This window comes from Methylobacterium sp. 4-46 (assembly GCF_000019365.1).
Taxonomy (GTDB): domain Bacteria; phylum Pseudomonadota; class Alphaproteobacteria; order Rhizobiales; family Beijerinckiaceae; genus Methylobacterium.
Window position 1 is genome coordinate 5993798 of the sequence record NC_010511.1, and the last position, 20136, is coordinate 6013933.

Genomic DNA, 20136 nt, shown 5'->3' on the forward strand with positions numbered 1-20136 from the left:
TCCAAGAACTTGTACTTTGGGAATTCAACTGATGATACCGAGTCGCAATCCCAATGCAACCGCATGGGCGCGGCTCGTGGTGCCGAGCTTGCGGCGCACGGCGCGCAGGTGGCGGATCGCGCCGTGCGCGGAGATGCCCATGGCGTCGGCGATCTCCTGGTCGGACTTGCCGTCCGCGGCCCATTGCAGGCTCTCGCGCTCGCGCGGGGAGAGCGGCTCGGCGAGGGGGCCCGTCTCGCCCTTGGCGAGCAGCAGCACCTGACCGAGCGCGTAGGTCCCCACGAGGGTGAGCATGCCGCGCACGGCGGGGCTGAGGTCGAGCTTCTCGCCGACGAAGCTGACGCCCGCCGTGTCGCCCTCCAGGGTCAGGAGCGGCAGGGTGAAGCCCTCGCGCAGGCCGAACTCGCCCGCCTCGTCGAGGACGCGGCGGGCGGCGCGGTCGTCGGGGGCGCAGAGGCCCGGATCGGACCACGCGAAGCCGCTGCCGCGCTCGCCGACGCCGCGCACCACCGGGTCGTGGAGTATGTAGTCCCGGGCATAGTAGCGCCGCGCCCACTCGTCCGGGTAGGTGCCGGCGAACACGGTCGGGCGGCGATCGCAGGGCACCGCGTCGCAGATCCGCAGGGTGGCGAGCAGCACGTGCTCGACGCCCACCCCCGCCAGGGTCCTGAGGAGCTGGTCGCGGACATTCTCGGGCGTCGCCGTGCGGTGGATGGCCTGGAGAACCTCGCGAGCGAGATCGAGCGATCGCTTGGACATCATCGTCCCCTTCCGGCGCCGGGCCGCGCGGGCAGGCCGGAGCCGGGGCGCGGGCCGCCGCCATCCCCCGCCATCCCCCGCCTGCCGCAAGATTTCGATGCAAATTCCGTGACAAACGCCGAGCAGAACGCCCAGAGCTGCCCGATCCTGCCTCAACCCGGGCACTGCGAAAAGCCCCGAGAACTTGGACGCCTGGGGACATGGAGGGCACGGAAACCGAAGAGAAAGATTTTCTTGTCCAGGAAAACCACCATAAGCTGCAGCGGTCCGAACCATGGTTAATGATGGTTGTCAACCGCCGGCGGGCCGGAACGCAGAAGGGCCGCCTCGCGGCGGCCCTTCGCTCCGAGTCGGTGGTGGGACGGCTCAGAAATCCATGCCGCCCATGCCGCCCATGCCGCCCATGCCGCCGCCGCCCGGCATGGCCGGCGGGGCCTCCTTCTTGGGCGCGTCGGCGACCATCGCCTCGGTCGTCACCAGCAGGCCGGCCACCGAGGCAGCGTCCTGCAGGGCGGTGCGCACGACCTTGACGGGGTCGACGATGCCGGCCTGGATCAGGTCGACGTAGGTCTCGTTCTGCGCGTCGAAGCCGAAGGTGGCCGAGCCGTTCTCGGCGACCTTGCCGACCACGATCGAGCCCTCGACGCCGGCATTCTCGGCGATCTGGCGGATCGGGGCCTCAAGGGCCCGCACCACGATGTTGATGCCGGCCTGGACGTCGGGGTTGTCGCTCTTCACGCCCTGGGCCGCGGCCTTGGCGCGCAGGAGGGCGGCGCCGCCGCCCGGGACGATGCCCTCCTCCACGGCCGCGCGGGTCGCGTGCATGGCGTCGTCGACGCGGTCCTTCTTCTCCTTGACCTCGACCTCGGTCGCGCCGCCGACCCGGATCACCGCCACGCCCCCGGCCAGCTTCGCCAGGCGCTCCTGCAGCTTCTCCCGGTCGTAGTCCGAGGTCGTCTCCTCGATCTGCGCCTTGATCTGCGCCACCCGCGCCTCGATGTCCGCCTTCTCCCCGGCCCCATCGATGATCGTGGTGTTCTCCTTCTCGATCCGCACCCGCTTGGCCCGCCCGAGCATCGGAAGCGTCACGTTCTCCAGCTTGATGCCGAGATCCTCCGCGATCATCTGACCGGCGGTCAGGATCGCGATGTCCTCCAGCATCGCCTTGCGCCGGTCGCCGAAGCCCGGCGCCTTCACGGCCGCCACCTTCAGACCGCCGCGCAGCTTGTTGACCACCAGCGTGGCCAGCGCCTCGCCCTCGATGTCCTCGGCCACGATCAGCAGCGGCTTGCCGGTCTGCACCACCGCCTCGAGCACCGGCAGCATCGCCTGCAGCGACGACAGCTTCTTCTCGTGGATCAGGATGTAGGGATCCTCGAGCTCGGCGATCATCTTCTCCGCGTTCGTGATGAAGTACGGGGAGAGGTAGCCGCGGTCGAACTGCATGCCCTCGACGACGTCGAGCTCGGTCTCGGCCGTCTTGGCCTCCTCGACCGTGATCACGCCCTCGTTGCCGACCTTCTGCATCGCCTCGGCGAGCATGCGGCCGATCTCCGCGTCGCCGTTGGCCGAGATGGTGCCGATCTGGGCGATCTCGTCGTTGCGGGTGATCTTGCGGGAGTTCTGCTTCAGGTCCTCGACGACGGCGGCGACGGCGAGGTCGATGCCGCGCTTGAGGTCCATCGGGTTCATGCCGGCGGCGACGTACTTGGCGCCTTCCTTGACGATGGCCTGGGCCAGCACGGTCGCCGTGGTGGTGCCGTCACCCGCGAGGTCGTTGGTCTTCGAGGCCACTTCGCGCACCATCTGGGCGCCCATGTTCTCGAACTTGTCGGCGAGCTCGATCTCCTTGGCGACCGTCACGCCGTCCTTGGTGATCCGCGGAGCCCCGAAGCTCTTCTCGATCACCACGTTGCGGCCCTTCGGGCCGAGCGTCACCTTGACGGCGTTGGCCAGGATGTCGACGCCGCGCAGCATCTTCTCGCGGGCATCGGCGGAGAAACGAACGTCTTTGGCTGCCATAATGTCACTCCTCGGGAGACATGACGTGGATCGAAGGCCCCGCTCAGGCGGCCTTCTTGACGGCCTCGGTCGCCACCAGGATGCCGAGGATGTCGGATTCCTTCATGATTAAGAGGTCCTGCCCGTCGATGCGGACCTCGGTGCCCGACCACTTGCCGAACAGCACCCGGTCGCCCGCCTTCACGTCGAGGGGGACGAGCTTGCCGGCCTCGTCGCGGGCGCCCGGCCCGACGGCGACGACCTCGCCCTCCTGGGGCTTCTCCTTGGCGGTGTCCGGGATGATGATGCCGCCCTTGGTCTTCTCCTCCGCGTCGATGCGGCGGACCACCACGCGATCATGGAGCGGTTGGAACGTCATCGAGTGTCTCCAGCGCTTCTCAACCATGTCGTACAGGGCCGGGCTCTCGCCTGAGCCGCCCGGCCGCCGCCAAGCTGGGAGCGCGGACACCGCCGTTCAAGGGGGCGCCGAAAAAATTTTGGCACTCCCTGTTCGGGAGTGCCAGGCAGGGCCGCCCGGCGCGGGGGTGGGTCAGGCCGGGGGCGCGAGCCCGGCGCGCCGCTCGCGCAGCTGGCGGCGGGCCCGCGGGCGCGGGGCGCGGCCCTCCGGGCGGGGCGCGCGCGGGGCGCGCCCGTTCGGCGGCGGGGGCGGCGGGGCGGCGAAGAGGGGCGTGGGCGCGCAGGCGCTGCAGCGGTCCCGGGCGCCGGCGCCGAGGATCTCGCGCAGGAGGGCGGCGCCGTCCGGGTCGCCCTCCAGGAGGTCGGCGCTGAAATGGGGCATCGGCGTCAGCGCTCGGCGAGGCGCAGGGGCGCGGCGCCGATCACCCGCACGGCGGGCCGCGGCGCGGTCCCGGTGCAGGCCGCCGGACGGTAGGGCCAGGCGGCGCCCGCGCAGGCGTCCGGCGCCGCCGGGGCCGGCGCCGCATGGCTGAGGGCGGCCGGGCGCGGCCCGTGCCCGTTCGCCATCACGACGATGCCGGCCGCCAGCATCGCGCCCAACAGGATCAGTCTCGCCACGCCCATCATGACCGCCCCCGCCCCGTTCCGTCCCTGATTTCAAGCTGAGCTGCGTATAGGGGGCGGCCATGTCCGGGATTTTGCGTCGGACGCGGCGGTTCGGGGCGAAATATTGCGTCGCGCCGGCGCGACGCAATATTTCGTTAACCGGCCGGCGCGGATCAGGCCTTGGGGATCCAGGCCCAGGCGATGTCGCGGACCCGGATCGCGCGCGGGATCAGGCCGAGGCGGTGGAAGCGGTCGGCGGTGGCCTGCTGGCCGTCCAGGACCGCCTCGTCGATCGGCTTGATCCGGAAGCGGGTGCGGGCGACGATCGCCGCCTCGACCTCGAGTTGGATGCCCTGCGCCTCGTGCAACGTCCGCGCGTAGGCGTCGCGGTTGGCCTCGGCCCAGGCGGCTTCCCGCGCCAGCACGTCCGCGATCTGACCGACCACCTCCGGGTAGGTCTCGGCGAAGGCCCGGTTGGCGAGGTAGAAGCTGTGCGGGTTCGCCACCTCGTGGTTGTGGGCGAGGACGCGGGCCCCCTTGCCCTCCGCGATCGCCAGGTAGGGATCCCAGATCGACCACGCGTCGATCGCGCCGCGGGCGAAGGCCGCGACGCCGTCCGCGGGGGCGAGGTAGACCGGGTTGATGTCGCCCCAGCCGAGGCCGCCCTTCTCGACCGCCGCCACCAGGGTGGCGTGGGCGCTCGATCCCTTGGGCACCCCGACCGTGCGGCCCCTGAGGTCGGCGAGGCTGCGCAGCCCCGAGCCCTCGGGCACGATCACGGCCTCGCCGCCCGCCTCCTGGGCGGCCACGTACAGGAGGTTGCCGGAGGCGGCCTGGGCGAAGATCGGCGGGGCGTTGCCCACCGTGGCGAAGTCGATGGCGCCGAGGTTCAGCGCCTCCAGCATGGGCGGGCCGAACTGGAACTCGACCCAGCGCACCGGGACGCCGAGCGGCCGGAAATGCGCCTCGTAGACGCCGCGCTGGCGGGCCGAGACGAACAGGCCGGATTTCTGGAAGCCGAGGCGCAGTTCCCTGGGCAGGGCCGCGGCCGCGCGGGCGGGAAGGCCGCCGGCGGCGAGGAGCGCCGAGGCGCCGGCGAGGAGGTCTCTGCGTCGCATGGGGCAGGTCCTTCGAGGGTGTCCGGGATCGCGGATCCCGTGTTCGGAGACCCGAACACAGCCCTCTCGCTTAAGGCGACCGCAGGGGGAATCAAGACTTCGCGCGATATCTAGACGGCGCAGCACGGGAATGTGCGACGGTCCGCGGCGAGTAGACCTGACGATATCGCCAATTTTGTTCTTCCGAAGCGGATCCGTCCGGAAGAAAGCTCGCGCTCCGGGGGCGGGAGGCGAAAACACCGTCCCACGATTGCGGCATTCGCGCCCAGGTGCGGGCGGGGAGGGAGCCGGCGAGCGGGCGCGGTCGGCCGGGGGCCGATCACCCCGTCGCGGGCGTCCCGCAACGGCGCCCCGCCCGACCGCCCCCGCGCAGCAAAAACCCCGGCCGCCGGGGGCGGCCGGGGTCCGCGAGGCCCCGCAGAGATGCGAGCGTTACTCGTTCCGGTTGCCCATCAGGGCGAGCAGGAACTGGAACATGTTGATGAAGTCCAGGTACAGCGTCAGCGCGCCGAACACCGAGACCTTGGCGGCAGCCTCCTGGTCGAAGTTGCCGTACAGGTACATTTCCTTCAGCTTCTGCGTGTCGTAGGCGGTCAGGCCGGCGAAGATGAGCAGGCCGATCACCGAGATGGCGAATTGCAGCGCGCTCGAGGCCAGGAAGATGTTGACCAGGCTCGCGATCACGAGGCCGATCAGGCCCATGACCAGGAACGAGCCGATCCCCGACAGGCTGCGCGCGGTGGTGTAGCCGTAGAGGCTGAGACCGCCGAACGCCGCCGCGGTGATGAAGAAGACCTGCACCACGCTGGCCCCGGTGTAGCGGAGCAGCAGCGTGGAGAGCGAGGCGCCCATCACCGCCGCGAAGGCCAGGAAGGTCGTGCGGGCGCTCGCCGCCGACATCCGGTCCATGCGGAAGGAGAAGAAGAAGATGAAGGCGAGCGGCGCCAGCGCCACCACCCACATCAGGGGCGTGGTGTAGAGGGTGATGCCGAACTGCGTCAGGTACTGGCCGCCGATCCGCACCATCTGGCCGGCGCCGTTGCGGGCCGCCTCCGCCGGAACGGCGGTGGTGGCGAGCTTGTTGACGCCGAGCGCGACCAGCGCCGAGACGGCGAGGCCGAGCACCATGTTGTTGTAGACGCCGAGCATGAACGCGCGCAGGCCCTGGTCGACCTCGACTTGGCCGCGGGCGTAGCCCGAGGGGGCTCCGTACCCGGTCGCGCCGCCCTGCCGGAACGGGCTGTTCTCGAATGCCATGGGAGATTCCTTCGGAAGCTCTCTAGCGTGGGAGTTCGTGATCGAGGCTCACGCGATCCTCGGACGCCGAAACCGGGCGTCGTGCGCCGAATATGAGAGGCCGGGCTTGTCCGCACAAGGGTCGGTGCCGGCCCCGCACCCCAGAGAAGGGGGCCGTCAATCGGCCGCAGCCGGTTCGAGGGATTAAACGCTCACAGATTTCGTAAGTAAGGCGCCGGCTTCTGACCGAGGATCCTGAAGGTCCCGGCGAGCCCGAGACCGACCGCCACCACCACCGCGAGGGCGCAGGCGAGGAGCGCCCCGGAGAGATCGAGCCGGAAATCGATCCGCATCACCTGGGTGACGATGACGAAGGCGGCGAGCGTGCCGGCGGCGAGGCCGAACAGGGCGGTGGCGAGGCCGAGCACCCCGTATTCGAGGGCGTAGGCGCCGAGCAGCCGCATCCGCGTCGCCCCGAGCACCTTGAGCACGACCGCGTCGTAGAGGCGCGCCCGGTGGCCCGCCGCCAGCGCGCCCGCGAGCACGAACAGGCTCGCCACGAGGGCGACGCCGCTCGCGCCGCGGATCGCGAAGACGAGCTTTCCGACGATGTCGTTCACCGCGTCGAGGGCGTCCTTCACCCGCACGCTGGTCACCGACGGGAAGCGCAGGGCGGCCTCCCGCAGGATCCTCGCCTCCAGGGCCGGGTCCGGGCCCTCCGGCAGGGTCAGGGTCGCGAGGTCGGCGTGCGGCGCCCCCCGGAAGGTGCCGGGCGAGAACACCATCACGAAGTTGATGCCGAGGGTGCGCCATTCCACGTGGCGCAGATTGGCGATCTTCACGGTGAGGTTGCGGCCGAGCACGTTGACCGTGACGCTGTCGCCGACCTTGAGGCCGAGGGCCCGGCCGAGCTGGTCGTCGAAGGAGACCAGCGGCGTCGCGGCCTGCTCGGGATTCCACCACGCCCCCTCGGTCACCCGCGAGCCGTCGGGGAGGTCCTGCGCGTAGGTGATGCCCCGGTCGCCGTCGAGCACCCAGGCGGCGTCCTCCGGCGCCTTGATCTCGCTCGCCGGCCGCCCGTTGAGGGCGACGATGCGCCCGCGCATCATCGGCGCCCGCTCGATCTTGCCCCGCGGCGCCTCGCCGCCGAGGAACTGGTCGAAGGCCGCGGCGTCCCGGCCCGGAATGTCGAGGAAGAACAGGCTCGGCGCCCGGGAGGGCAGCGAGCGGGTCAGGGTGCGGGTGATGCTGGCGTCGATCAGGCTCAGCGCCACCAGGAGCGTGATGCCGAGCCCGAGCGAGAGCACGATCGAGGGCGTGAGCGCGCCCGGGCGGTGGAGATTGGCGAGGGCGAGCCGCGGCGCGGCGCCGCGCGGGCGCGGCAGCCGGCGGGCCAGCGCCATCAGGGCGAGGGCGACGCCCCGCAGCAGGCCGAAGGCGAGGCCCGCCGCCACGATGAAGATCAGGGCGACCCGGCGGTCGAAGGCGGTGAGGAGGGCGAGCGCCACCAGCCCCGCGAGGGCGAGGCCGAGCACGACGAGGTAGCGCGGGCGCGGCCAGCGCCGCTCGGGATCGACCGTGTCGCGGAACAGCCCCGACACCGCGACGTCGTGGGCGCGCCCGAGGGGTCCGATCGCGAAGGCCAGGGCGGTGAGGAACCCGTAGAGGGACGCCACCGCCAGCTCGCCGGGGGCGAGCGTGGGCGTGAGCGGCACCGGCAGCAGGTCCGCGAAGGCGAGGACGAGCCCGTAGGGCAGGGCGGTGCCGACCGCGAGCCCGATCGCGATGCCGATCGCGGCGATCAGCATGACCTGCGTCAGGTAGAGGGCGACGACCTGCCCGCCGGGGGCGCCGAGGCTCTTCAGGGTGGCGATCGAGGCGCGCTTGCGCTCGACGAAGCCGCGCACCGCGTTGGCGACGCCGACGCCGCCCACCATCAGGGCCGTGAGCCCGACCAGGGTGAGGAACTGGGTGAAGCGCTCGACGCTGCGGGCGAAGCGCGGATCGGCGTTGAGCCGCGAGCGGATCTCCCAGCCCGCCTCCGGCAGGGCGGCGCGCACCGCGTCCGCGGCCCGCTCGACCTCCGCGTCGGAGGGATCGGCGAGCCGGACCCGGTAGACCCAGCGGTTGAGGCTGCCGGGCTGGAGCAGGCCCGAGGCCCGCAGGGCCGCCTCGCTGGTCAGCAGGCGCGGCCCGAAGCCGATCCCGTTGGCGATCTTGTCCGGCTCGGCCTGCAGCACGGCCCTGAGCGCGATCGTGGCGCTCCCGACCGTGACCCGGTCGCCGATCTTGAGGTCGAGGCGGGCGAGGAGGGCGGGATCGACCGCCGCCCCGAAGGCGCCGTCGCGCTCCGCCAGTAGGGTCTCGCGCGGGAGGGCCGGCGCGGTGACGAGGTCGCCGGAGGAAGGGTAATCCGGCCCGACGGCCTTCAGCTCGACGAGCGCCGCGCCCTTCTCCCCCGCCACCGCCATGGCGCGGGTGAAGGCCACCACGGAGACGCGGCCCTTCGCCTCCAGGACGGCCCGCTCCGCCGGGCTCGCCTCCCGGTGGATCAACCCGAAGGCGAGGTCGCCGCCCAGGATGGTCCGGCCCTGCTCGGCGAGGCCCCGGGTGAGGGAGCGCGACACCGAGGCGACGCCGGAGATCGCCGCGACCCCGATGGCCAGGCAGGCGAGGAAGACCGCGAAGCCGCCGAGCCCCCCGCGCAGCTCGCGCAGGGCGAGGCGCAGGATCAGCGGGAGCCGCGACGGGACCGCCGGGCGGCGCCCGGGGGCGCTCAGGGGAGGCAGGCTGCCGTGCATGGGGGTGTCCTGCGGGAGGCTGGGGATGCCCTGCGGGGGCGAGGGGCGCGGGCGGCAAGGGCGCGGGCAGCAAGCGGCCCGGGCGGGATCACGCCCCGCCGCCCGGGCCGGCCTCGCGGCGACGGCCGGGCGATGGTCCCTCCCCGCGCGGGGGAGGACGGCGCGGTCGCGGGGAAGGCCGACACGCGGTCACGCCGCCGCCGCGGCCTCGATCCGCCCGGAGCGCAGGCGCACCGTGCGGTCGCAGAGCCGGGCGAGGCCGGGATCGTGGGTCACCAGCACCAGGGTGGCGCCGCGGTCGCGCTTGAGGGCGAAGAGCAGTTCGACGATCGCGGCGCCCGTCGCCTCGTCGAGGTTGCCGGTCGGCTCGTCGGCCACCAGGATCGCCGGGTCCGGCGCCACCGCCCGCGCGATGGCGACCCGCTGCTGCTCGCCGCCCGAGAGCTGGGCCGGGTAATGGTGCAGGCGGTGGGCGAGGCCGACCGCCGCGAGGTCCCGCTCGGCCCGCGCCTGCGCGTCCGGCAGGTCGGCGAGTTCGAGGGGGAGCGCCACGTTCTCCAGCGCCGTCATCGTCGGCACGAGGTGGAAGGACTGGAACACGATGCCGATCCGCCGTCCGCGGAACCGGGCGAGGGCGTCCTCGTCGAGCCGCGACAGGTCCGTGCCCTCGACGAGGACGCGCCCGGAATCCGGCCGCTCCAGGCCCGCCATGGTCATCAGCAGGGTCGACTTGCCCGAGCCCGAGGGTCCGACCAGGCCCACCGCCTCGCCGGACGCCACCGCGAGGGAGATGCCCCGCAGGATGTGGACCCGCGCCGCGCCCCGCCCGAGGCTGAGCTCGACGCCGTCGAGGGCGATGGCCGGTGCGCTGGCCTTGTCGGTCATGGATCCGTCGCCGATCTGTGGGGGGCGTCGCGGAGAACGCCGGAGGGATGAGAGTTGAGCCGCATTGACGACCGCGCGGACGACCGCGCGGGCGGGCGCCCGACCGATATGGTCGGTCGCCGCCGCCTCCGCCAGCGCCTAGGCCGCGACCATGGCGGTCTCGCGACATTCCCGGTCCCCCGCCCGCTCCTGCGCCCGCTCCTCTGCCTGCTCCTCTGCGCCGCGATGACGCTCCCCGCCGCCCCCGCCCGCGCCGCGGAGCGCGCGCTGCACCTCGTCGCGCTCGGCGACAGCCTCACGGCCGGCTACGGCCTGCCGGCCGAGGCGGCCTTCCCGACCGTTCTGGAGCGCGCCCTGAAGGCGAAGGGACTCGCCGTCACGGTCGAGAATGCGGGCGTGTCGGGCGACACCACCACGGGCGGGCTCGACCGGCTCGACTGGTCGGTGCCGGAGGGCACCGACGGCGTCATCCTCGAACTCGGCGCCAACGACATGCTGCGCGGCACCGACCCGGCGGTCGCCGAGAGGAACCTCGACGCCATCGTGGCGCGGCTGAGGGGGCGGGGCATCCCCGTGCTGCTCGCCGGCATGAAGGCGGGGCGCAATCTCGGCCCGGACTACGTGGCGCGGTTCGACGCGATCTATCCGCGCCTCGCGGAGCGCTACGGGCTCGTCCTCTACCCGTTCTTCCTCGACGGGGTCGCGGGTAATCGCGGCCTGACCCTGGCGGACGGGCTGCACCCGACCGCCCGGGGCGTCGAGCGCATCGTCGCCGGCATCCTGCCCACCGTCGAGACCTTCGCGGCGCGCCTCGGCAAGGCGCCCTGACCGCGCCCGGCGACGCGCCCCGGCGGCGCCCCGCACCGAGAGGACGGAGAGTTCCATGCCGCGCCTGTTCACCGGCCTCGAGATCCCGCCCGAGACGGGCGCGGCGCTCAGCCGCCACCGCTTCGGCCTGCCGGGCGCCCGCTGGGTCGAGCCCGCCGACTACCACATCACCCTGCGCTTCATCGGCGACGTGGACGGGGGGCTCGCCGAGGAGATCGCCGAGGGCTTGGGCGAGACCCGCCCGCGCGGGGCGCTCCCCGTCGTCCTCGACGGGCTCGCGAGCTTCGGGGGCGACCGGCCGCATTCCGTCCACGCCCGGGTCGCGCCCTCGCCGGCCCTCGACGAGGTCCGGGCCGAGCAGGAGCGGCTGATGCGCCGCCTCGGCCTCAAGCCCGAGACGCGGCGCTTCACGCCCCACGTCACCCTGGCGCGGCTGCGCCGGCAGGCGACCCGCGAGGGGGTGGCGCAGTACCTCGCCGAGCAGGGCGTCTTCGCGCCGCTCGCCTTCACGGCGGAGCGGGTCGTGCTCTACTCGTCGCGGGACTCGGTGGGGGGTGGGCCCTACGTGGTCGAGGCCGCCTATCCGCTGGAGGCGTGAGCCGCCGCGGCTCACGCCGCCCGCAGGCCCGCCAGCAGGAAGTCGATCATCCCGTCGAGGGGCGGGGCGACGTCGCCGGGGCAGCGCTGGATCAGGACCGGGTGGCAGTAGCGCAGGATCGCCGTCTGCACGTAGCGGGCCGCCTGGGCCGGATCGCCCACCCGGAACTCGCCCGCGGCGACCCCCTCGGTGATCACCCGCTCCAGCACGGCGGTGATGCGGTCGACGTGGTGGTGGCAGACGCCCCAGCTCTCGGTCATCGCCGCCTCCACCATCTCGTGCATGCGCGGATTGGCGGTGATGCGCTCGGCGCTGTCGCGGTGGAGGGTGTGGATGATCGCGCGCAGGCGCTCGGAGGCGGGGCCGGGCCGGTCGGCCACGGCGGCGATCATCGCCTCGACCTCGCCGGTCAGGCGCTCGACCACGGCCTCGTTGATCGCCTTCTTCGAGTCGAAGAAGCGGTAGACGTTGGCCGGGCTCATGCCGAGGGTCTTGGCGATGTCGGCCACCGTGGTCTTCTGGTAGCCGATCTCCTGAAAGAAGCGGGCGGCCGTCGCCAGGATGCGGCAGCGGGTGGTGGGCGCGGTGGACTCGTCCGGCGGCTCGGCAGCGATCATCGGACGAGCCTATACGACGACCTTGGACCGGTTCAAAAGTGCATCGCCCCGCCCCCGGGCGGTTTGCCCGGGCTGTCGCGCATTTGCGTCACCCCGGCCGGCTCAAGAGCCGGATCGGCCGGCTCACGAGCCGAATTGCGAGCCCAGCTGCTCCAGGTATTCCGCCAGATCAACGCCGCCGACGCGCATGCCGTACGCGAAGCGCATGCCGGGACGGATCGGGATGCTCTCGCGCCGCGTGGTCAAGGTGAAGGGCCGGGTGCAGACCCATCCCCCGTCGCGCCGGTGCTCGAAATAGTCCAGGATCTCGTGCCGGTCCATGATCGTCTCCGCGAGCGTCGCTCTCGCACCAACGTGGCCGGGAACGGAAAGTTCATCGTGCGGCGTGCTGCGCCGCGCTACGGCTCAGCTTGGCCGGTCTTGCCGGACGGGCGCGGTCAACATTCTCGTGAGCGCGGCGCCGACGCCTTGCCGGCGCGGCCGCCCCGGCCGATCTTGCGCGGGTCATCCGATGCGGAGACCCCAACCATGTCGATCGCCCGCCGCGAGGCGCTCGCCCTGCTCGGCGGCCTGCTGGCGCTGCCGGCCCGGGCCGCCCCTTCCCCGACCGGCCTGACGGCCGCCTCGTTCTCGTTCGAGACGGTGGACGGCACCGTCCTCGCCCTGGCGGAGATGGAAGGCAAGCCGATCCTCGTCGTCAACACGGCCACGGCCTGCGGGTTCGCGCCGCAGCTCGCCGGGCTGCAGCAGCTCTGGACGCGCTTCGGCCCGCGCGGGCTGACGGTGATCGGCGTGCCCTCGGGGGATTTCGGGCGCCAGGAGCCCCTGGACGGCGCCGCGATCCGGGAGGCGATGCGGCGCTCCCACGGCGTGACCTTCCCGGTCGTGGCCAAGACCTCGGTGACGGGACCGGGGGCGCACCCGTTCTACCGCTGGGCCGCGGGCGAGCGGCCCGGCGAGACGCCGCACTGGAACTTCCACAAGTACCTGGTGGGGCGGGACGGCCACGTGGCGGCGGCCTTCGCGACCGCGGTCGAGCCGACGGACCCGCGGGTCATCACGGCGATCGCGCGGGAACTGGAGCCGCAGGCCGGGTGAGGGGAGGCGGGCGCCCCGTCACCCCGCCCGCCGCGAGGGGCCTCGCGCCGGTCGGTTCGGCAGCGAACCGGATCAGCCCCGCGGGAACACCCGGGCCTCGCTCGCCGTGAGCGCCACCCGGTCGCCCTTGCGGTAGACCTCCGTCACCTTGACCTCGACCGCCCCGTCGGCGCCGTCGAGCTGGATCTCCGCCACCGTCCCGCGGGCGGTGCGGCGCCACTCGCGCACGGTGCCGAACAGGGCCGCCTCGCCCTGGCCCACGCTCATGTGCCAGGGGCGCAGGCAGAGATCGACCGGCCCCTCCGGCCAGTCGGGCGAGGCCGCCAGGGTCGGCCGCCCCTCGACATGGACGCGGCCCGCCCGGATCTCGGCGTCGAGCCGCGCCGTCTCCCCGACGAAGGACATCACGAAGCGCGAGGCCGGGTCGTCCTGGACCTCGTGCGGCGCGCCGACCTGCTCGATGCGGCCCAGGTTGAGGATCGCGATCCGGTCGGCGAGTTCGAGCGCCTCGTCCTGGTCGTGGGTGACGAAGACCGTGGTCTGGCCGGTCTCGCGGTGGATCTCCCGCAGCCAGCGCCGCAGGTCCTTGCGCACCTGCGCGTCGAGGGCCCCGAAGGGCTCGTCGAGGAGCAGCACCGAAGGCTCGACCGCCAGCGCCCGGGCGAGCGCCACGCGCTGGCGCTGGCCGCCCGAGAGCTGGGCCGGGTAGCGCCCCGCCAGGGTCGGCAGCTGCACGAGGTCGAGCAGGTGGCCGACCCGGCGCTTGATCTCGGCCTCGGAGGGCCGCCGCGCGCGCTCGCGCGCCCGCAGGCCGTAGGCGATGTTCTCGAACACCGTCAGGTGCCGGAACAGCGCGTAGTGCTGGAACACGAAGCCGACGCCGCGCCGCTGCACCGGCACGTCGGTCGTGTCGCGCGGCCCGAAGAACACCCGGCCCGCATCCGGGATCTCCAGCCCCGCGATCACCCGCAGCAGCGTGGTCTTGCCCGAGCCCGAGGGGCCGAGCAGCGCCAGGAGCTCGCCCGGCGCGATGGTCAGGCTCACCCCTTCGAGGGCCGCCGGGCCGTCGCCGCTGTAGCTCTTGACGATGCCCTCGACCCGCACCTCGGTGCCGGTGCTGCTCATGGTGCGCGCGGCCGCGGCCTCCCCGCCGCGGGCCTGCACGCGGGGCGCGGCGAGGGCGTCGGCGTAGCCCGCCACCATCTCAGTGCGCTCCCCGGCCCGCAAGGGCGTCGGCGTGGCGCCATTCCAGGAAAGTCTTCCCCGCCAGAGTGATGAGGGCGAGGAGAGCCAGGAGCGAGGCGATCCCGAAAGCCGCGACGTAGTTGTACTCATTGTAGAGGATCTCGACGTGGAGCGGCATGGTGTTGGTGAGGCCACGGATCCGTCCCGAGACCACCGAGACGGCACCGAACTCGCCCATCGCACGGGCGTTGCAGAGCAGGACGCCGTAGAGCAGCGCCCAGCGGATGTTGGGCAGCGTGACCGTCCGGAAGACCCGCCAGGGGCTCGCCCCGAGGGTCAACGCAGCCTCCTCGTCGGTGGTGCCCTGGTCCTGCATCAGCGGGATCAGCTCGCGCGCCACGAACGGGAACGTGACGAAGACCGTCGCCAGCACGATCCCCGGCACCGCGAAGATCACCTCGATGCCGTGGCGCTGCAGGAAGGGCCCGAACAGGCCCTGGGAGCCGAAGATCAGCACGTAGATCAGCCCGGCGACGACCGGCGAGACCGAGAAGGGCAGGTCGATCAGGGTGATCAGGAGGTTGCGGCCGCGAAAGTCGAACTTCGCGACGGCCCAGGAGGCGGCGATCCCGAACGCCACGTTGAGCGGCACCGCGATCACCGCGACGAGCAGCGTCAGGCGGATCGCCGCCTGCGCGTCCGGCTCCGCGAAGGTCGCCAGGTAGGTGGCGAGGCCGCGGCTCAGCGCCTCCGTGAACACCACGACGAGGGGCAGCAGCAGGAACAGGGCGAGGAAGGCCAGGGCCGCCAGGACGAGCGCGAGGCGCACGCCGCGCGGCTCGGTCAGGTAGGCCGGGCGGGAGACCGGCTCAGACATGGCCGAACCTCCGCCGGCTGTGATCCTGGATCAGGTTGATGGTGAGCAGCGCCCCGAACGACATCAGCAGCATCACGGCGGCGATCGCGGTCGCGCCAGTGTAGTTGAACTCTTCCAGCTTGATCACGATCAGGAGCGGCGCGATCTCGGACACGTAGGGCAGGTTGCCGGCGACGAAGATCACCGAGCCGTACTCCCCCACCGCCCGCGCGAAGGCGAGGGCGAAGCCGGTGAGCACGGCCGGCAGGAGCGGCGGCAGGATCACGGTGGCGAGGGCGCGCGGGCGCGACGCGCCCAGGATCGCGGCGGCCTCCTCGCTCGACTTGTCGATCTCGGCGACCAGGGGCTGCACCGTGCGCACGCAGAAGGGCAGGCCGACGAAGACGAGTGCCACCAGGATGCCAAGCGGCGTGTAGGCGACCTTGAGGCCGAGCGCCTCCAGGGGCGCGCCGAGCCAGCCGTTGCCGGAATAGAGCGTCGCGAGGCAGATGCCGGCGACCGCGGTCGGCAGCGCGAAGGGCAGGTCGACGAGCGCGTCGATCACCCGGCGGCCGGGGAAGCGGTAGCGGGTCAGCACCCAGGCGATGAGCAGCCCGAACACCGCGTCGATCGCCGCCGCCGCCAGCGACAGGCCGAAGGAGGTGCGCAGGGCCGCGAGGTTGCGCGCGTCGGTGAGGAGGGCCCACAGGCCGGCCGGGCCGATCGCCGAGGCGCGCAGCAGCAGCACCGCGAGCGGGATCAGCACCAGCAGGCTCAGGTAGGCGACGGCGAAGCCGAAGGTCAGGCGGAAGCCCGGCAGGGCGCTCGGCCGCCGGAACGTCCGCCGGGCGGCCCGCGCCGCCGGCGCCGGCCCGGCGCCGGGCGATCCCAGGGCCGAGGCCGTGCTCACTGCCGCGCCTTCAGGATTGCGTCGAAGACGCCGCCATCGTCGAAATGGGTCTTCTGCGCCTTGCCCCAGCCGCCGAAGGTGTCGTCGATGGTGACGAGCTTCAGCTTCGGGAAGCGGGCGAGGTCCTCCTTGGCGGCGGCGGATTCGTCGCGCGGGCGGTAGAAGTTCTTGGCGATGAGGGCCTGGGCCTGTTTGCCGTACAGGAATTGCAGGTAGGCCTCGGCCTGGCGGCGGGTGCCCTTCTGGTCGACGTTGCCGTCGACGAGCGCCACCGGCGGCTCGGCCAGGATCGAGAGCGAGGGGACGACGATGTCGAACTTGCCCTTCCCGAACTCCTCGTCCGCCAGGAAGGCCTCGTTCTCCCAGGCGATCAGGACGTCGCCGAGGCCGCGCTGCACGAAGGTCGTCGTGGCGCCGCGCGCGCCGGTATCGAGGACCGGCACGTTCTTGAACAGGGCCGCCACGAAGGCCTTGGCCCTAGCGTCGTCGTTGCCGTTCTGGGCGAGCCCGTAGGCGTAGGCCGCGAGGTAGTTCCAGCGCGCGCCGCCCGAGGTCTTCGGGTTCGGGGTGATCACCTGGATCCCCGGCCTCACCAGGTCGTTCCAGTCCTTGATGGCTTTCGGGTTGCCCTTGCGCACCAGGAACACGATGGTCGACGTATAGGGCGTCGCGTTGTGGGGCAGGCGCTTCTGCCAGTCCGCCGGGATCTTCCCGGTGCGGGCCGCGATCGCGTCGATGTCGCTGGCGAGGGCCAGCGTCACGACGTCGGCGGGGAGCCCGTCGATCACCGCCCGGGCCTGCGCGCCCGAGCCGCCGTGGGAGGCGCGCACGGTCACGCTCTCGCCGGTCTTCTGCTTCCACTCGGCCGCGAAGGCGGCGTCGATCGCCCGGTAGAGCTCCCGGGTCGGATCGTACGAGACGTTGAGCAGCACCGCCTGCGCCTCGACCCGCGCGGGCGCGGCGAGGCCGAGGAGGGCCGCCCCGGCGAGGAGCGCGAGCCCCTTCGCCCCGAACAGCCGGCGCAGGCCGGAGAGGAACCCGCCGCGGCGGGCGGCGACCGGGTCTCGCGCCGGGCCTTGGGCTGAAACTTGGGCCGGGACTTGGACGAGGCCGAGGGCGGCCGTGTCGGTGGAGTCGCGGTCGATCAGGATCAGGCTGCCGGTGTCGCGGTTCTCCCGGTAGGCGTCCACCGCCACCGGCCGGTCGAGGCTGAGCACCACGTCGCCGATGTCGTTCACGGCGAGCCGCTCGGCGGGCTCCGACAGGCCGGTCTCGGGATCGATGCGCGAGACGATGCGCTCGACGGTCGCGTTCGCCGTCGCGGTGCCGATCTTGGCGATGAGGGTCGCGCCCGCCGCGACCTCGCTCTCCCGCGCCCAGAACAGGCGCACGTCGAGCCGGTCGGCGACCCGCGGCGGGGCGCCCGCCGCCGCGATCACGCTGCCGCGCGAGGCGTCGCGCTCGTCGGCGAGGACCAGCGTCACCGACTGGCCGGCCACGGCCTCGTCGAGGTCGCCGTCCGCCGTGAAGATCCGCGCGATGGTCGAGGCTTGGCCCGAGGGCAGCAGCGCGACGGCGTCGCCCGGCGCCACCCGGCCCGAGGCGATCATTCCGGAGAAGCCGCGGAAATCGGGGTTCGGCCGGTTCACCCACTGCACCGCCATGCGGAAGGGGGCGGCCTCCTCCTCCGCGTGGGCCGGCACCTCCTCCAGGTGCTGCAGCAGCGGCGGGCCGGCATACCAGGGCGCGGCGGCGCCCGGCAGCACGACGTTGTCGCCGTTCGCGGCCGAGAGCGGGATCGCCGTCACGTCGGCGAAGCCGAGCGGGGCCGCGAAGGCGCGGAACTCGCCCGCGATCGCCTCGAAGCGGGTCTCCGACCAGCCGATCAGGTCCATCTTGTTGACGGCGAGCACGACGCGCCGGATGCCCAGCATCGAGACCAGGAGCGCGTGGCGCCGCGTCTGCCGGCTCAGGCCCTTGCGGGCATCGACGAGCAGCACCGCGACGTCGGCCGTCGAGGCGCCGGTCGCCATGTTGCGGGTGTACTGCTCGTGGCCGGGCGTGTCGGCGACGATGAAGGAGCGCCGCTCGGTCGAGAAGAACCGGTAGGCGACGTCGATGGTGATGCCCTGCTCGCGCTCCGCCTGCAGGCCGTCGACCAAGAGCGCGAGGTCGATCTCGCCGCCGCGCGTGCCGTGGCGGCGGGAATCGCGCTCCAGCGCGGTCACCTGGTCGTCGAAGATCTGCTTGGTGTCGTGCAGCAGGCGCCCGATCAGGGTCGACTTGCCGTCGTCGACGGAGCCGCAGGCGATGAAGCGCAGCACCTCCTTGCGCTGGTGGGCGGCGAGGAAGGCCTCGTAGCCGAAGGCGCGGGTGGACTGGTGCACCGTCATCAGAAGTAGCCTTCCTGCTTCTTGCGCTCCATCGCGCCCGCCCCGTCCTTGTCGATCACCCGGCCCTGGCGCTCGGAGGTGCGGGCGGCCAGCGTCTCGCCGATGATCTCCGGCAGGGTCGCGGCCTCGCTCTCCACCGCCCCGGTGAGCGGGTAGCAGCCCAGCGTGCGGAAGCGGACCTTGCGCAGTTCGGGCGTCTCGCCCGGCTCCAGCGGCAGGCGCGCGTCGTCGACCATGATCAGCTGACCCTCGCGGCGCACCACCGGCCGCTCGGCCGCGTAGTAGAGCGGCACGATCGGGATGTTCTCCCGCTCGATGTAGAGCCAGATGTCGAGCTCGGTCCAGTTCGAGAGCGGGAAGACGCGCAGGGATTCGCCGCGCCTCTTCTTGAGGTTGTAGAGGTGCCAGGGCTCGGCGCGCTGGCGCTTCGGGTCCCAGCGGTGCTGGGCGGTGCGCAGCGAGACGACGCGCTCCTTGGCGCGCGAGGCCTCCTCGTCGCGCCGCGCGCCGCCGAAGGCCGCGTCGAACCTGTGCTTGTCCAGCGCCTGGCGCAGGGCCTGGGTCTTCATCACGTCGGTGTGGACCTCGGAGCCGTGGCTCACCGGGCCGATGCCGCGGGCGAGCCCGTCCGGATTCGTGTAGACCAGGAGGTCGAGGCCGAGCTCCTTCGCGCGCCGGTCGCGGAAGGCGATCATCTCGCGGAACTTCCAGGTCGTGTCGATGTGCAGCAGCGGGAAGGGCAGCCGGCCCGGCGCGAAGGCCTTCAGCGCGAGGTGCAGCAGGACCGACGAGTCCTTCCCGATCGAGTAGAGCATCACCGGGTTCTCGGTCTCGGCGACCGTCTCCCGCATGATGTGGATGCTCTCCGCCTCCAGGCGCTGCAGGTGGGTGAGGCGCGGAGAGGTCTCCGCGAAGGATCTGAGCGCGACGCTCATGCGGCCAACTCCGGCTTCGACGAGGGCAGGCTGACGGACGATTGCGCCGGCGCGGTGGCACCGCGGTCCGGGACGCCGGCGACGTGCAGCCCGCACTCCTTCTTGGATTCCTGCTCCCACCACCAGCGCCCGGCCCGCTCGGGCTCGCCGACCTTCACGGCGCGCGTGCAGGGCGCGCAGCCGATCGACGGGAAGCCCCGGTCGTGCAGGACGTTGTAGGGGACGTAATTCTCGTGGACGACGCGGGCCACGTCCTCCCGCGACCAGTCGGCGAGCGGGTTGATCTTGATGAGACCCCGCGCCGCGTCGGCCTCCGCGAGCGGGGTCTCGGCGCGGTTCGCCGACTGGCCGGCGCGCAGCCCGGTGATCCAGGCCGCGGCACCCGCGAGGGCGCGGCCGAGCGGCACCACCTTGCGCAGGCCGCAGCAGGCCTGCCTTGCCTCCACCGAGTGCCGGAAGCCGTTGATCCCCTGCTGCGCCACGAAGCGCTCCTCGGCCTCGCGGTCGGGCACGTAGGCGCGGATGCGGACATCGTAGGCGGCCTCGGTCTCGGCCCAGACGTCGTAGGTCTCGGGGAAGAGCCGGCCGGTGTCGAGGGTGACGATCTCGGCCCGCGACCGCGCCATGCGCAGGTGATGCGTCAGCGCCTGGTCCTCGAGCCCGAAGCTCGTGGTGAAGACCAGGCGGCCCTCGACGCGCCGGTCGATCAGCGCGAGCCGGGCGGCGATGTCGAGGGGGGCGAGCGCGAGGCTGAGCTCCTGCGCCGCGCGGTCGAGGGCGTCTGTCATGGGCACTCGTTTCGGGCACTCGTTGCGGGGACCCGCTGCGGGGGACACGCAGCGGAACGCGCCTTGTCGGACCCGCTAAGTGTTCGCTATACCGAACAGTGTCAA

20 protein-coding genes and 1 pseudogene are annotated in these 20136 nt (G+C 72.6%); 3 read left to right on the forward strand and 18 right to left on the reverse strand.

Features of this window, described 5'->3' with window-relative positions; translation table 11 throughout:
• Positions 1-24: 24 nt before the first annotated feature.
• The 9 genes from M446_RS26385 to M446_RS26425 form a co-directional block, all read right to left on the reverse strand.
• Positions 25-762: a LuxR family transcriptional regulator gene (locus tag M446_RS26385; RefSeq protein ID WP_012335163.1), complete on the reverse strand. Its 738-nt coding sequence runs from the start codon at positions 760-762 to the stop codon at positions 25-27.
• A gap of 363 nt (positions 763-1125) precedes the next feature.
• Positions 1126-2781, reverse strand: a complete 1656-nt coding sequence (gene groL, locus M446_RS26390; protein WP_012335164.1) for a chaperonin GroEL — start codon at positions 2779-2781, stop codon at positions 1126-1128.
• A 43-nt stretch (positions 2782-2824) separates the two neighbouring features.
• Positions 2825-3139 (reverse strand): co-chaperone GroES, encoded by a 315-nt coding sequence (groES, locus tag M446_RS26395; protein WP_012335165.1) that lies wholly within the window; start codon positions 3137-3139, stop codon positions 2825-2827.
• Positions 3140-3310: 171 nt separating this feature from the next.
• Positions 3311-3559, reverse strand: coding sequence for a hypothetical protein (locus M446_RS26400; RefSeq protein ID WP_012335166.1), 249 nt, complete (start codon positions 3557-3559; stop codon positions 3311-3313).
• Positions 3560-3564: 5 nt separating this feature from the next.
• Positions 3565-3801 (reverse strand): hypothetical protein, encoded by a 237-nt coding sequence (locus M446_RS26405; RefSeq protein ID WP_012335167.1) that lies wholly within the window; start codon positions 3799-3801, stop codon positions 3565-3567.
• A 155-nt stretch (positions 3802-3956) separates the two neighbouring features.
• Complete coding sequence (locus tag M446_RS26410) at positions 3957-4901, reverse strand: aliphatic sulfonate ABC transporter substrate-binding protein (protein ID WP_012335168.1); 945 nt, start codon at positions 4899-4901, stop codon at positions 3957-3959.
• Between the two features lie 432 nt (positions 4902-5333).
• Positions 5334-6158: a Bax inhibitor-1/YccA family protein gene (locus M446_RS26415; protein WP_012335169.1), complete on the reverse strand. Its 825-nt coding sequence runs from the start codon at positions 6156-6158 to the stop codon at positions 5334-5336.
• Positions 6159-6349: 191 nt separating this feature from the next.
• On the reverse strand, positions 6350-8938 hold the full coding sequence (locus tag M446_RS26420) for an ABC transporter permease (RefSeq protein WP_012335170.1): 2589 nt from the start codon (positions 8936-8938) through the stop codon (positions 6350-6352).
• Positions 8939-9127: 189 nt separating this feature from the next.
• Positions 9128-9823, reverse strand: a complete 696-nt coding sequence (locus M446_RS26425) for an ABC transporter ATP-binding protein (protein WP_012335171.1) — start codon at positions 9821-9823, stop codon at positions 9128-9130.
• 54 nt (positions 9824-9877) lie between these two features.
• On the opposite strand from M446_RS26425, the gene M446_RS26430 reads away from it, so the two are divergent.
• Entirely contained in the window at positions 9878-10651 is a 774-nt protein-coding gene (locus M446_RS26430; RefSeq protein ID WP_012335172.1) for an arylesterase, read from the forward strand.
• 55 nt (positions 10652-10706) lie between these two features.
• The gene (gene thpR / locus M446_RS26435; RefSeq protein WP_012335173.1) at positions 10707-11249 is read left to right on the forward strand and encodes an RNA 2',3'-cyclic phosphodiesterase; all 543 of its coding nucleotides are present in this window, start codon (positions 10707-10709) and stop codon (positions 11247-11249) included.
• 11 nt (positions 11250-11260) lie between these two features.
• On the opposite strand, the gene M446_RS26440 is transcribed toward thpR, so the two are convergent.
• Both M446_RS26440 and M446_RS26445 read right to left on the reverse strand, forming a co-directional pair.
• On the reverse strand, positions 11261-11866 hold the full coding sequence (locus tag M446_RS26440; protein WP_012335174.1) for a TetR/AcrR family transcriptional regulator: 606 nt from the start codon (positions 11864-11866) through the stop codon (positions 11261-11263).
• 123 nt (positions 11867-11989) lie between these two features.
• Positions 11990-12187 carry a hypothetical protein gene (locus M446_RS26445; protein ID WP_012335175.1) on the reverse strand — a complete coding sequence of 66 codons (198 nt, stop codon included), beginning with the start codon at positions 12185-12187 and terminating at the stop codon, positions 11990-11992.
• Positions 12188-12394: 207 nt separating this feature from the next.
• Here M446_RS26445 and M446_RS26450 point away from each other — a divergent pair, with 207 nt between their 5' ends.
• Entirely contained in the window at positions 12395-12964 is a 570-nt protein-coding gene (locus M446_RS26450) for a glutathione peroxidase (RefSeq protein WP_012335176.1), read from the forward strand.
• A 72-nt stretch (positions 12965-13036) separates the two neighbouring features.
• On the opposite strand, the gene M446_RS26455 is transcribed toward M446_RS26450, so the two are convergent.
• The 7 genes and pseudogenes from M446_RS26455 to M446_RS26480 form a co-directional block, all read right to left on the reverse strand.
• A complete protein-coding gene (locus M446_RS26455) occupies positions 13037-14167 on the reverse strand; it encodes a sulfate/molybdate ABC transporter ATP-binding protein (protein ID WP_012335177.1) in 1131 nt (376 codons plus the stop codon).
• Between the two features lies 1 nt (position 14168).
• Entirely contained in the window at positions 14169-15026 is an 858-nt protein-coding gene (cysW, locus tag M446_RS26460) for a sulfate ABC transporter permease subunit CysW (protein ID WP_012335178.1), read from the reverse strand.
• On the reverse strand, positions 15019-15915 hold the full coding sequence (gene cysT, locus M446_RS26465) for a sulfate ABC transporter permease subunit CysT (protein ID WP_012335179.1): 897 nt from the start codon (positions 15913-15915) through the stop codon (positions 15019-15021). Before cysT ends, cysW begins: the two co-directional genes overlap by 8 nt.
• Positions 15912-16940, reverse strand: a complete 1029-nt coding sequence (locus M446_RS39165; protein ID WP_265576664.1) for a sulfate ABC transporter substrate-binding protein — start codon at positions 16938-16940, stop codon at positions 15912-15914. The genes cysT and M446_RS39165 overlap by 4 nt, the downstream gene beginning before the upstream one ends.
• Positions 16923-18308 (reverse strand): annotated as a pseudogene (gene cysN, locus M446_RS39170) (sulfate adenylyltransferase subunit CysN); the annotation flags it as partial. The pseudogene cysN and the gene M446_RS39165, both read right to left, overlap by 18 nt.
• The gene (gene cysD, locus M446_RS26475; protein WP_012335181.1) at positions 18308-19243 is read right to left on the reverse strand and encodes a sulfate adenylyltransferase subunit CysD; all 936 of its coding nucleotides are present in this window, start codon (positions 19241-19243) and stop codon (positions 18308-18310) included. The gene cysD and the pseudogene cysN, both read right to left, overlap by 1 nt.
• Positions 19240-20031: a phosphoadenylyl-sulfate reductase gene (locus tag M446_RS26480; protein WP_012335182.1), complete on the reverse strand. Its 792-nt coding sequence runs from the start codon at positions 20029-20031 to the stop codon at positions 19240-19242. The genes cysD and M446_RS26480 overlap by 4 nt, the downstream gene beginning before the upstream one ends.
• Positions 20032-20136 lie beyond the last annotated feature (105 nt).